The sequence below is a fragment of the Pseudomonas sp. MWU15-20650 genome (genome assembly GCF_023242475.1).
Lineage (GTDB): Bacteria > Pseudomonadota > Gammaproteobacteria > Pseudomonadales > Pseudomonadaceae > Aquipseudomonas.
In genome coordinates, this window is record NZ_JALJFG010000021.1 from 39,931 (window position 1) to 52,600 (window position 12,670).

General features: G+C 60.0%; 13 protein-coding genes. 10 read left to right on the forward strand and 3 right to left on the reverse strand.

The window, feature by feature from the left end:
- Window positions 1–7: 7 nt before the first annotated feature.
- From rodA to lipA, 7 genes are all read left to right on the forward strand, one after another.
- Window positions 8–1,111: a rod shape-determining protein RodA gene (rodA, locus tag M5B43_RS16790; RefSeq protein ID WP_248751182.1), complete on the forward strand. Its 1,104-nt coding sequence runs from the start codon at window positions 8–10 to the stop codon at window positions 1,109–1,111.
- A 17-nt stretch (window positions 1,112–1,128) separates the two neighbouring features.
- A complete protein-coding gene (mltB, locus tag M5B43_RS16795; protein ID WP_248751141.1) occupies window positions 1,129–2,139 on the forward strand; it encodes a lytic murein transglycosylase B in 1,011 nt (336 codons plus the stop codon).
- Window positions 2,139–3,137 (forward strand): septal ring lytic transglycosylase RlpA family protein, encoded by a 999-nt coding sequence (locus M5B43_RS16800; protein ID WP_248751142.1) that lies wholly within the window; start codon window positions 2,139–2,141, stop codon window positions 3,135–3,137. Before mltB ends, M5B43_RS16800 begins: the two co-directional genes overlap by 1 nt.
- 182 nt (window positions 3,138–3,319) lie before the next feature.
- On the forward strand, window positions 3,320–4,477 hold the full coding sequence (locus M5B43_RS16805; protein ID WP_248751143.1) for a D-alanyl-D-alanine carboxypeptidase family protein: 1,158 nt from the start codon (window positions 3,320–3,322) through the stop codon (window positions 4,475–4,477).
- Window positions 4,478–4,562: 85 nt separating this feature from the next.
- Complete coding sequence (locus tag M5B43_RS16810) at window positions 4,563–4,838, forward strand: DUF493 domain-containing protein (RefSeq protein WP_034100910.1); 276 nt, start codon at window positions 4,563–4,565, stop codon at window positions 4,836–4,838.
- Window positions 4,838–5,485, forward strand: coding sequence for a lipoyl(octanoyl) transferase LipB (gene lipB / locus M5B43_RS16815; protein WP_248751144.1), 648 nt, complete (start codon window positions 4,838–4,840; stop codon window positions 5,483–5,485). The genes M5B43_RS16810 and lipB overlap by 1 nt, the downstream gene beginning before the upstream one ends.
- A 25-nt stretch (window positions 5,486–5,510) precedes the next feature.
- Complete coding sequence (gene lipA, locus M5B43_RS16820; RefSeq protein WP_057444888.1) at window positions 5,511–6,512, forward strand: lipoyl synthase; 1,002 nt, start codon at window positions 5,511–5,513, stop codon at window positions 6,510–6,512.
- A 375-nt stretch (window positions 6,513–6,887) separates the two neighbouring features.
- On the opposite strand, the gene rimK is transcribed toward lipA, so the two are convergent.
- From rimK to M5B43_RS16835, 3 genes are read right to left on the reverse strand one after another with little or no spacing between them, the layout of a single operon-like run.
- Window positions 6,888–7,793 carry a 30S ribosomal protein S6--L-glutamate ligase gene (gene rimK / locus M5B43_RS16825; protein ID WP_003187674.1) on the reverse strand — a complete coding sequence of 302 codons (906 nt, stop codon included), beginning with the start codon at window positions 7,791–7,793 and terminating at the stop codon, window positions 6,888–6,890.
- Window positions 7,790–8,254 (reverse strand): ATP-dependent zinc protease, encoded by a 465-nt coding sequence (locus tag M5B43_RS16830; protein ID WP_169986753.1) that lies wholly within the window; start codon window positions 8,252–8,254, stop codon window positions 7,790–7,792. Before M5B43_RS16830 ends, rimK begins: the two co-directional genes overlap by 4 nt.
- Window positions 8,255–8,285: 31 nt before the next feature.
- Complete coding sequence (locus tag M5B43_RS16835) at window positions 8,286–9,065, reverse strand: EAL domain-containing protein (protein ID WP_248751145.1); 780 nt, start codon at window positions 9,063–9,065, stop codon at window positions 8,286–8,288.
- Window positions 9,066–9,181: 116 nt separating this feature from the next.
- Between M5B43_RS16835 and M5B43_RS16840 the strand changes: the two genes are divergently transcribed.
- From M5B43_RS16840 to M5B43_RS16850, 3 genes are all read left to right on the forward strand, one after another.
- Window positions 9,182–9,589, forward strand: coding sequence for a S4 domain-containing protein (locus M5B43_RS16840; RefSeq protein ID WP_248751146.1), 408 nt, complete (start codon window positions 9,182–9,184; stop codon window positions 9,587–9,589).
- Window positions 9,590–9,696: 107 nt separating this feature from the next.
- A complete protein-coding gene (hslO, locus tag M5B43_RS16845; RefSeq protein ID WP_248751147.1) occupies window positions 9,697–10,599 on the forward strand; it encodes an Hsp33 family molecular chaperone HslO in 903 nt (300 codons plus the stop codon).
- Between the two features lie 179 nt (window positions 10,600–10,778).
- Complete coding sequence (locus tag M5B43_RS16850) at window positions 10,779–12,320, forward strand: phosphoenolpyruvate carboxykinase (protein WP_248751148.1); 1,542 nt, start codon at window positions 10,779–10,781, stop codon at window positions 12,318–12,320.
- Window positions 12,321–12,670 lie beyond the last annotated feature (350 nt).

The following is a 12,670-nucleotide window of genomic DNA, read 5'->3' on the forward strand; positions in this document are numbered from 1 at the left end:
AGATGTGATGCGTCGCCGCGCGACGTTGTTACAGCGCATGCACATTGATGGCCCGTTGCTGATCCTGCTGCTGACGTTGGCGGCCGGCAGCCTGTTCGTGCTGTATTCGGCCAGCGGCAAGAACTGGGACCTGTTGATCAAGCAAGCGTCTTCCTTCGGCCTGGGCCTGTTGTCGATGGTGGTAATTGCCCAGCTCGAACCGCGGTTCATGGCACGGTGGGTGCCGCTGGGGTATGTCGCCGGGGTCTTGCTGCTGGTGGTGGTGGACGTGATGGGCCACAACGCCATGGGGGCGACCCGCTGGATCAACATCCCGGGGGTGATTCGCTTCCAACCGTCGGAATTCATGAAGATCCTGATGCCGGCCACCATTGCCTGGTATCTGTCCAAGCGCACTTTGCCGCCGCAGCTCAAGCACGTGGGCATCAGCCTGATCCTGATCGGCGTGCCTTTTATTCTCATCGTGCGCCAACCGGACCTCGGCACGTCGCTGCTGATCCTCGCCGGCGGCGCGTTCGTGCTGTTCATGGGCGGTTTGCGCTGGCGCTGGATCCTCAGCGTGCTGGCCGCGACCATCCCTGTCGCCGTGGCGATGTGGTTCTTCTTTATGCACGATTACCAGAAGCAACGGATCCTGACGTTCCTCGACCCGGAGAGCGACCCGCTGGGCACCGGCTGGAACATCATCCAGTCCAAGGCGGCCATCGGTTCCGGCGGTGTATTTGGTAAAGGTTGGTTGTTGGGCACCCAGTCGCACCTGGACTTTTTGCCCGAGAGCCACACCGACTTCATTATTGCGGTAATGGGCGAAGAGTTCGGCCTGGTGGGCATTTGCGCACTGTTGCTGATCTATTTGCTGCTGATTGGTCGCGGCCTGGTGATTACTGCCCAGGCGCAAACGCTGTTCGGCAAATTGCTGGCCGGCAGCTTGACCATGACTTTTTTTGTTTACGTTTTTGTCAACATCGGTATGGTCAGTGGCCTGCTGCCGGTGGTTGGGGTGCCGTTGCCATTCATTAGCTACGGCGGAACTTCGCTGGTGACATTGCTGTCAGCGTTTGGGGTTTTGATGTCGATTCATACGCATCGCAAGTGGATCGCACAGGTTTGAATAAGGTGAAGATGTCAATGCAAGTAATGCGCGGCTGGGCGACTCGGCATGCGTCCTGGATGAGCCTGATTGGGCTGCTGGGGGCAACGCTGGAGGCGCAGGCCGGTGACTACGATGGCTCACCCCAGGTCGCCGAATTTGTCGGTGAAATGACCCGCGACTATGGTTTTGCGGGTGAACAACTGATGGGCGTGTTCCGCGAAGCCCAGCGCAAGCAAGCGATCCTTGACGCCATCTCGCGGCCCGCCGAGCGCGTGAAGCAGTGGAAGGACTATCGCCCGATGTTCCTCACCGACGCCCGCGTGGCCCGGGGCGTGGACTTCTGGCGCCAGCATGAGGCGGTGCTGGCTCGCGCCGAGCGGGAATATGGCGTGCCGGCCCAGGTGATCGTGGCAATCATCGGCATTGAAACCTTTTACGGGCGCAATACCGGCAGTTACCGGGTGATCGACGCGTTATCGACCTTGGGCTTTGATTACCCACCTCGCGCCGAGTTCTTCCGTAAAGAGCTGCGTGAATTCCTGCTGCTGGCCCGCGAAGAACAGGTCGATCCACTGACCCTCAAGGGCTCCTATGCCGGTGCCATGGGCTTGCCGCAGTTCATGCCGAGCAGTTTCCGTGCTTATGCGGTGGATTTCGACGGCGACGGCCATATCAATATCTGGAGCAATCCGGATGACGCCATTGGCAGCGTGGCCAGCTACTTCAAGCGCCACGGCTGGGTCGCCGGCGAACCGGTGGTTATCCGCGCCGAGGTGACAGGTGATCGCGCCGACGAAGGTTTGACCCAAGGGATCGAGCCGGCCAAGACCGTCGGGGAGTTGCGAGCGCTGGGCTGGTCGAGTCAGAATGCGCCACGCGATGATATGCCGGTGACGGCGTTCCGCCTGGAAGGCGAAAACGGCCCGGAATACTGGATGGGCCTGAAGAATTTTTACGCAATCACGCGTTATAACCGCAGTGTGATGTACGCCATGGCCGTGCATCAGCTGTCAGACATGCTGGTCCAAGCACGGGGCAACAAGTAATGCGGGTATCGCCGTTTCAAAAACCGCTCAAGCTGGTGGCGTTTGCCGCGTTGTCCTTGCTGGTTGTCAGTTGCTCCACCAGTCGTGCCCCGGCGCAAAAGTCGGGTGGTGCTATCGTTCGTGCCCAGCCGGGCCTGGACATCAACCGCGCGCACAAAGACGGCGCGCCGTGGTGGGACGTGGACGTTTCGAAAATTCCGGATGCCACGCCAACCCTGCACACCGGCCCGTACAAGGCCAACCCGTATACCGTGCTGGGCAAGAATTACTTCCCGTTGCAGGACTCCAAGACCTACGTGCAATCGGGTACGGCGTCCTGGTACGGCACCAAGTTCCATGGCCAGAACACCGCCAATGGCGAGGTCTATGACCTGTACGGCATGAGCGCGGCCCACAAGACCCTGCCGCTGCCCAGCTACGTGCGCGTGACCAACCTGGACAACAACCGCACGGTGATCCTGCGGGTCAACGACCGTGGGCCGTTCTATTCGGACCGGATCATCGACTTGTCCTACGCTGCTGCGAAGAAGCTCGGTTATGCCGAAATCGGCACCGCGCGCGTGAAGGTAGAAGGCATCGACCCGGCCCAGTACTGGGCCCAGCGCGGCAAGCCGGCACCGTTGATGCTCAACGAGCCGAAAACCCCGCAACCGCAAGTGACGGCGTCGGCCGGCAAGATCGAGCAATGGACGCCGCCGCCGGCGCAGCATGCCCCGGACACGGTCGTCGTACCTCATGCAGCGCCGGGCGCGTCGACAGTGGGTGGGCAATACCTGCAGGTTGGCGCTTTCGCCAACCCGGATGCAGCAGAACTGTTAAGGTCCAAGCTCAGCGGTATGGTCAGTGCGCCGGTCTTCATCAGTTCCATCGTGCGTAACCAGCAAACCTTGCACCGTGTACGCATGGGCCCGATCGGCTCGCCGAGCGAGGTTGCGCAGGTACAGAACAGCGTACGCCTGGCCAACCTGGGGCAGCCCAGTGTGGTCACCGCAGAATAAGCAGTACGGATTGAACGCCCAGGCCCGTCTACGGGCTTGAGCTCAGGTTGTTGGCTCGTTGAACAATAAAAACCCAGGGGCAAGGGGTGAGCGGGCAACCGAATACGCGACAGTCTGGAAGCGGCCTGTCTGAATAGTTTTGCCCGCGAGGGCAAGTTTCCATAAGCAATTTCGAGAGACGGATGAACATCACCACCTTAGCCAAACGCACGTGCCTGCTTCTTTCGCTGATCATCACCCCGGCCGCCTGGGCGGTTGAAATGGTGCCGGCTTCCCCGCAACTGGCCGCCAAGGCCTGGGTCCTCATGGATGCCGCCAGCGGCAACGTGCTGGTCGAGAACAATGGTGACCAGCGCCTGCCACCGGCGAGCCTGACCAAGCTGATGACGGCCTACATCGCGACCCTGGAAATCCGTCGCGGCCAGATCGGCGAGAACGATCCGGTGACCGTCAGCGAAAACGCCTGGCGTACCGGCGGTTCGCGGATGTTCATCAAGGTGGGCTCGCAAGTCACGGTGAGCGACCTGCTGCACGGCATCATCATCCAGTCCGGTAACGACGCAAGTGTGGCCTTGTCCGAGCACATCGCGGGCAGCGAAGACGCGTTCGCCGACTTGATGAACAAGACTGCTGGCGACCTGGGCATGACCAACAGCCACTTCATGAACCCGACCGGTCTGCCGAACCCAGAGCACTACTCGTCGGCTCACGACATGGCAGTGCTGGCCCGCGCGATCATCCGTGTCGACCCGGTGCACTACGCGATCTACTCCCAGAAGGAATTCTTCTGGAACAACATCAAGCAGCCTAACCGCAACCTGTTGCTGTGGCGTGACAAGACCGTCGATGGCCTGAAAACCGGCCACACCGACGAAGCCGGCTACTGCATGGTGTCGTCCGCGGTACGTGATGGTCAGCGCCTGATCGCCGTCGTGTTCGGTACCAACAGCGAGCAGGCCCGTGCGGCCGAGACGCAAAAACTGCTGACCTACGGTTTCCGTTTCTTCGAAACCCAGACCTTCTACCAGAAGGGCGCCGAGCTGGCCCAGGCTCCGGTATGGAAAGGCGCGACCCATCAAGTCAAGGCCGGCCTGGCTGAAGACCTGACCCTGACCATGCCTAAAGGCCAACTGAAGAAACTCGTTGCCAGCATGACCATGAACCCGCAATTGGTTGCCCCAATCGCCAAGGGTGACGTGATCGGCAAGGTCGAAGTGAAACTGGACGACAAGGTGGTGCACAGCGCCGATCTGATCGCGCTGGACGCTGTCGATGAAGGTGGTATCTTCCGCCGCGTGTGGGATAGCATCCGTCTATTCTTCTACGGCTTGTTCAACTGATTGTGTGCACCTGCAAAGCCCCGCGTTGATCCGACGCGGGGTTTTGCCCGTCGCCACGGCTTACCGCTTACGAGGCCGTTCCGCCATGACCGATAAAGAAGTAAAGGCGCCAAAGATCGAATTCCCAGTGACTGATTACCCAGTCAAAGTGATCAGCGATACCGGTGTAGGCAACAAAGACAAGATCCTTGATATCGTGCGTAAACACGCCACGATCAACGACAACCGGGTGGACGAACGATCGAGCACCAACGGTAAATACACCACGATCCAGTTGCACATCGTTGCGACGGATCAAGACCAGCTCTACAACATCAACAGTGAACTGCGGGCCACCGGCTTCGTGCACATGGTGTTGTGATGTCACAGGTCCTGGGCTTTCGCGAGCTCGGCCGGATGGCCTACGAGCCGGTCTGGCACGCCATGCAGCGCTTTACCAACGAGCGCGGCACCTCGGCCCCTGATGAGGTCTGGCTGGTGGAACACCCGCCGGTATTCACCCAGGGCCAGGCCGGCAAGGCAGAGCACCTACTCCTTCCGGGTGATATTCCGGTGGTGCAGGTCGACCGAGGTGGCCAAGTGACTTACCATGGCCCCGGACAACTGGTGGCCTACCTGCTGCTGGATGTGCGCAACCTGGGGTTTGGCGTGCGCGACCTGGTGAGCCGCATGGAGGCTTGCCTGATCGAGCTGCTGGCCAGTTACGGCGTGAGCGCCGCGGCCAAGCCAGATGCCCCCGGCGTGTATGTTGAGGGCGCGAAAATTGCCTCCCTGGGGCTGCGGATTCGCCACGGTTGTTCCTTTCATGGCCTGGCCTTGAACGTGGACATGGACCTGGCGCCGTTCCGACGGATCAACCCGTGCGGTTACGCCGGGCTGGCCATGACCCAGTTAAGTGAACATGCAACACCCATAGAATTTGCCGAGGTAAGTGCCCGGCTGCGCGCGCAGCTCGTCAAGCACCTCGACTATGCTGAGCAGACGACCCTGACGGGCGGAATCGATTGATATGACTACTGATGTTGTGCAAACCATGATCCCGACGCTGGACATCACTGAGCGTCCAGCCCCGGCCCCGCGTGCCAAGGTGGAAGCCGGCGTCAAGCTGCGCGGCGCCGAGAAGGTTGCACGCATCCCGGTCAAGATCATCCCGACGACCGAACTGCCGAAGAAACCTGACTGGATCCGCGTACGCATCCCGGTTTCGCCGGAAGTCGACCGTATCAAGGCCCTGCTGCGCAAGCACAAGCTGCACAGCGTCTGCGAAGAAGCCTCCTGCCCGAACCTGGGTGAGTGCTTCTCCGGCGGCACCGCCACCTTCATGATCATGGGCGACATCTGCACCCGTCGTTGCCCGTTCTGCGACGTGGGCCATGGCCGTCCGAAACCGTTGGACGTCAACGAGCCGGAAAGCCTGGCCATCGCCATCGCCGACCTGAAACTCAAGTACGTGGTGATCACCTCGGTAGACCGCGACGACCTGCGTGACGGCGGCGCCCAGCACTTTGCCGACTGCATCCGCGAGATCCGCAAGCTGTCGCCGAATGTGATGCTCGAAACCCTGGTGCCGGACTACCGTGGCCGCATGGACGTTGCGCTGGAAATCACCGCCGCCGAGCCACCGGATGTGTTCAACCACAACCTGGAAACCGTGCCACGCCTGTACAAGGCTGCGCGTCCAGGTTCGGACTACCAGTGGTCGCTGACCCTGCTGCAGAAGTTCAAGCAGATGATGCCGCACATTCCGACCAAGTCCGGCTTGATGCTGGGCCTGGGCGAGACCGACGAAGAAGTGATCGAAGTCATGAAGCGCATGCGCGAACACGACATCGACATGCTGACCCTGGGCCAGTACCTGCAACCGTCCCGCAGCCACTTGCCGGTACAGCGCTTCGTACACCCGGACACCTTCGCCTGGTTCGCCGAGGAAGGCTACAAGATGGGCTTCAAGAACGTGGCTTCCGGCCCGTTGGTGCGTTCTTCGTACCACGCTGATGAACAGGCCAAGCTGGTCAAGGCGAGCCTGGTTTCGTAATAAGGTCTGCGCAACGCTGCAGATCCAATGTGGGAGGGGGCGTGCTCCCGATTGCGGTGTATCAGTCCCTCATGTATTGACTGTCACACCGCCATCGGGGGCAAGCCCCAATGCCAGTCAGTTAAGCGCTAGAACGAGCAACCGGTAACCTGTGGCGAGCGGGCTTGTCCCGCGTTGGGGCGCGTAGCGCCCCCAAAGAAGGACGAATGCGGTGTGCCCGATACTCCGCAGAGACCGTTTTGGGCTGCTGCGCACCCCAACGCGGGACAAGCCCGCTCGCCACAACAAGCCCGCTCGCCACAGTGATAGTCTGCCTGGCATTGGGGCTTGCCCCCTCTCACATTGGTTTTGTGGTGTGCCACACCCTACGGGGTATCAGCCCTTGCCCTTGGTCCGGGTCATGTTCGGCCCACCATTCTTCTCCAGATGCTGAATGATGATCCCCGCCACATCCTTGCCGGTGGTGGTTTCGATCCCTTCCAGCCCAGGTGACGAGTTCACTTCCATCACTAATGGGCCATGATTGGAGCGCAGGATATCCACCCCTGCCACACTCAATCCCATCACCTTGGCTGCCCGAAGGGCGGTCATGCGCTCCTCCGGGGTGATCTTGATCAGGCTGGCGCTGCCGCCACGGTGCAGGTTGGAGCGGAACTCGCCCGGCTTGGCCTGGCGTTTCATCGCCGCAATCACCTTGTCGCCCACCACGAAGCAGCGGATATCCGCACCACCTGCTTCCTTGATGTATTCCTGCACCATGATGTTCTGTTTCAGGCCCATGAACGCTTCGATCACCGACTCCGCTGCCGTAGCGGTTTCACACAACACCACACCGATACCTTGGGTGCCTTCCAGCACCTTGATCACCAGCGGCGCGCCATTGACCATCTCGATCAGGTCGGGGATGTCATCCGGGGAGTGGGCAAAACCGGTAACCGGCAGTCCGATACCTCGGCGCGACAACAATTGCAGCGAGCGCAGCTTGTCCCGAGAACGCGCGATGGCCACGGATTCATTCAGAGGAAATACCCCCATCATTTCAAACTGGCGCAGCACCGCGCAGCCATAGAACGTCACTGATGCGCCGATGCGCGGGATCACCGCATCAAACCCCTCCAGCGGCTTGCCCCGGTAGTGGATCTGCGGCTTGTGGCTGGCAATGTTCATATAGGCACGCAACGTGTCGATCACCACCATTTCATGGCCACGTTCGGTGCCGGCCTCGACCAGGCGGCGGGTGGAATACAGACGCGGGTTTCGCGACAGCACAGCAATCTTCATGCAGCACCTGGGGCAGAAATAGTAGAGACCGGGAACACCGGCTTGTCTTGAACGTACTTGACGCCGGGGTTGACCACCAACTGGCCGTCTATCAGCGCCTTGGAGCCCAACAGCAGGCGGTAACGCATGGCCTTGCGGCAGGCGAGCGTGAACTCCACCCGCCATACCCGATCACCCAATGCCAGGGTAGTGCTGATCACGTAGCGCACCTGTGCGTGGCCGTTGGAGCTCTTGATAGTCTTCATTGTCACCAGCGGCGCTTCGCAGCGCCGGTGTCGCAGTTGCACAACGCTGCCCAGGTGCGCGGTAAAGCGCACCCATTTCTCGCCGTCGCGCTCAAACGGCTCGATGTCGGTGGCGTGCAGGCTTGAGGTGCTGGCACCGGTGTCAATCTTCGCACGCAGGCCAGCCACGCCCAGGTCGGGAAGTGCCACCCACTCACGCAGACCCACAACGGTCAAATGGTCAAATGTCTTCAATATGGGTAACCGATTAGTGCGCCCAGGCCAGCGGTGAAACCTCGGCCAAGGCTTTGAATGCAGGCTTGGCGAACCAGTAGCCCTGCATCAGAAATATTCCGCAGTCGGACAGGAAGTCGCGCTCGCCGGCAGTTTCGATGCCTTCGGCAATGACAGTAACCCCCAACTGCTCACAGATTGTGACAATCCCCTGGACGATAACCTGGCGGACACGATCCTGGTCAACATCGCGGATCAGCGCCATGTCGAGTTTGATCAGGTCAGGTTGGAAGTCGGCCAGCAGGTTCAGCCCCGAATAGCCCGCGCCGAAATCGTCGATGGCGGTCTTGAAACCGAATTCGCGGTATTCACGCAGAATATTCGTCAAATGGCGATAGTTATCTACATGCTCGCTTTCCAATGTCTCGAAAATCAGCCGGTCCAGCGGAAAATTATGCGCTCGCGCTGCTTCCAGGGTGCTGCGAATACACAGTTCTGGTCGATAGACAGCGTTGGGCATGAAGTTAATCGAAAGACAGGTTTGCATCCCCAGGGCGGCGGCGCCGGCGATTGCCTGGGTGCGGCAACGTTGATCGAAGCGGTAGCGGTTGGTTTCGTTGATCTGGTTCAGTACCGACAGCGCCCCTTCGCCCTGTGTGCCACGCACCAGCGCCTCGTGGGCGAAAATCGACTGGTCCCGAAGGTCTACGATAGGCTGGTAGGCAAAAGCAAAGTCAAACCCTAGCGGCTCGCTCTGCTGGCAGCCAACGCAACGCTGGTTCGGCGAGGTGAGTGAGGTGGGGAAGTCGGTCACGGCGTATCCTCGCGAAAACAGGGTGCTACCTGGCGTATCTTAGGTGAGCCTTGGGGTTTATGCGTCGAAGGGTTTCAACGGTAAGGTTGCGACATTTTTCAGAGCGAGGAATTCAGGTGGCTCAGAAGCAGGAAGAGGAAGAAAAGGTCCGTTTGGACAAGTGGCTGTGGGCCGCACGGTTCTACAAAACCCGTGCCCTGGCCAAGGCAGCCATTGAGAGTGGCAAGGTGCACCATCGCGGTGAACGCTGCAAGCCAGGCAAGGAACCGCGCGTCGGCGATGAGTTTCAGATTCGTACAGGTTTTGATGAAAAGACCGTCGTGGTCCAGGCACTTTCCATTATCAGACGTGGGGCGCCCGAAGCGCAGGCGTTGTATGCGGAGACCGAGGCCAGTATCGCCAAGCGCGAGAATGCGGCCGCGATGCGCAAAGCGGGTGCTCTGGGTGTGAGCACCGACGGCAAGCCGAGCAAGAAGCAGCGCCGTGACCTGTTCAAGTTTCGTGGCAGTGGCAACGACGATTGAAGGCGCCGGTAATCGCTTAGGGCTTTACTTGGCTTGGAACAAACCCGGATTGTTTCTAAACTGCTGCATCTTTGCGTCAATATTCTTCAACTCAGATACCCAGACCTATGACTGATCTACCGGATACCGACTTCACCCAACGCTTCATCTTCGATGAGAACGACGCCCGTGGCGAACTGGTCTCGCTGGAGCGCAGCTATGCCGAAGTCCTTGCCAAGCACCCCTATCCGGAGCCGGTCGCGCAACTGCTCGGTGAGTTGATGGCGGCGGCTGCGTTGCTGGTGGGCACCATGAAGTTCGACGGTTTGCTGATCTTGCAGGCCCGCTCCGAAGGCCCGATCCCGTTGCTGATGATCGAGTGCTCCAGCGAACGCGAAATCCGTGGCCTGGCCCGTTATGCAGCCGACCAGATCGCCCCGGACGCCACACTGGCTGACCTGATGCCCAACGGCGTATTGGCCCTCACGGTCGACCCGACTGAAGGCCAGCGCTACCAGGGCATCGTTGACCTCGACGGCGAGACGCTTTCGGACTGCTTCACCAACTATTTCGTGATGTCTCAGCAAATTGGCACTCGCTTCTGGCTCAACGCCGATGGCAAGCGCGCCCGTGGCCTGCTGCTGCAACAGCTGCCCGCCGACCGCATCAAGGACGAAGACGAGCGTAACGAAAGCTGGCGCGGCCTGACTGCCCTGGCCGGCACCCTCACCGCTGAAGAACTGCTGGGGCTGGATAACGAGACCATCCTGCATCGCCTCTACCACGAAGAGGCCGTGCGCCTGTTCGACGTGCAGGGCCTGCGGTTCCATTGCAGCTGCTCCCGCGAGCGCTCAGCCAATGCCCTGGTGAGCCTGGGCCTGGAAGATGCCCAGGAATTGGTGGTGGAGCACGGTGGCCATATCGAGATCGATTGCCAGTTCTGCAACCAGCGCTACCTGTTTGATGCGGCCGATGTAGCCCAATTGTTTGCCGGCGCAGGCATCGACACCCCTTCCGATACCCGCCACTAAAACGTTTAAGCACAGGTAAATCACCTGACAAATGCCGAGATAGCGCTGTTCTGACGGGAGGGCCCTACTCTTTTTGGGCTTTTCTGGCATAATCCGGCCCACTTTTTTCGCGGTAGTAGTGCGCAACTTTCTACTACAAAACGTTTGGAGCACTCGGCCATAGGCCGACGGGGAACCTCATGACGCAAGCCAATAACGCCGTATACACCGATCTGAGTGTTGACGATCTGGTCAAAGAAGCCCTGCAGCGCGGTGAAGGCGTGCTTGCCGATACTGGCGCGCTGGTCGTAGAAACCGGTCACCGTACCGGTCGTTCGCCGGTCGACCGTTTCATCGTTGAAGAGCCTTCCACCCAGGACTCCATCGCCTGGGGCCCGATCAACCGCAAGTTCCCGGCCGACAAGTTCGATGCCCTGTGGGCTCGCGTCGAGGCGTTCAACAACGCGCAAGAGCATTTCGTTTCCCACGTTCACGTAGGGGCTGCAGAAGACCACTACCTGGCCGTGAAAATGACGACCCAGACTGCCTGGCAGAACCTGTTCGGTCGTTGCCTGTTCATCAATCCGGCCCAGTACAACCCGGCCGGCCGCGACGAATGGCAAGTGCTCAACGTGGCCAACTTCGAATGCGTGCCTGAGCGTGACGGCACCAATTCCGACGGTTGCGTGATCCTCAACTTCGCCCAGAAAAAAGTGCTGATCGCCGGCATGCGTTACGCCGGTGAAATGAAGAAAGCCATGTTCTCGGTGCAGAACTACCTGTTGCCGGCTTCCGACGTACTGCCGATGCACTGCGCCGCCAACATTGGCGAAGCAGGCGACGTGACCCTGTTCTTCGGCCTGTCCGGCACCGGCAAAACGACCCTGTCCGCTGACGAAAGCCGTTACCTGATCGGTGACGACGAACACGGTTGGGGCGAAGGCGTGGTGTTCAACATCGAAGGCGGTTGCTATGCCAAGTGCATCGACCTGTCCGAGAAGAACGAGCCGGTCATCTGGAAAGCCATCAAGCACGGCGCTGTGCTGGAAAACGTCGTTATCGACGATGCCAAGCACGCCGACTACACCGATGTCAGCCTGACCCAGAACAGTCGCGCCGCCTACCCGCTTGAGCACGTCGCCAAGCGCTCCGAGAAAAACCTCGGTGGCGAGCCAAACGCGGTGATCTTCCTGACCTGCGACCTGACCGGCGTACTGCCGCCAGTGTCGATCCTCAGCGAAGAACAAGCGGCCTACCACTTCCTGTCCGGTTACACCGCATTGGTGGGCTCGACCGAAATGGGTTCCGGCAGCGGTATCAAGTCGACCTTCTCCACCTGCTTTGGCGCTCCATTCTTCCCGCGCCCGGCCGGCGAATACGCAGAGCTGCTGATCAAGCGCATCCGCGGCTTCGGCTCCAAGGTCTACCTGGTCAACACCGGCTGGACCGGCGGTGGCTACGGCGTTGGCAAACGCTTCAACATCCCGACCACTCGCGGCGTGATCGCAGCGATCCAGAGTGGCGCGTTGGTCGGGGCTGAAACTGAACACCTCGATACCATCAACCTCGACGTGCCATTGGCCGTACCGGGTGTTGAAACCGGCCTGTTGAACCCACGTAACACCTGGGCTGACAAGGCTGCTTACGACGAAGCGTCGAAAGCGCTGGCGGGTCTGTTCATCGAGAACTTCAAGAAGTTTGAAGTGAGTGACGCGATCAAGGCTGCCGGTCCTAAGCTGTAAGCCTTAGCTGTTATGAAAAAGCCGCCTCCAGTAGGCGGCTTTTTTGTGTGCGGCTGGTTAGGCAATGATGTGCAGCACCAAGGGGGCTTGCCCCAAAAGCTGTCTCTGCGGAGTATCGGGTACACCGCATTCGTCCTTCTTTGGGGGCGCTACGCGCCCCAACGCGGGACAAGCCCGCTCGCCACAGGTTACCGGTGTAAGGCGAATCACCGTGAAAGTGATGCCATAGTGGTCGATATATTGAGTCCTTTCGATGTTCACAAATTTATGCCGACAGTGCTTGGAGAGGGCGCTAGTTTCGTCCAGGCGAAAGGCATTTCTGTAGAGGGGCGAGAGGCTGTTTGAAGCCG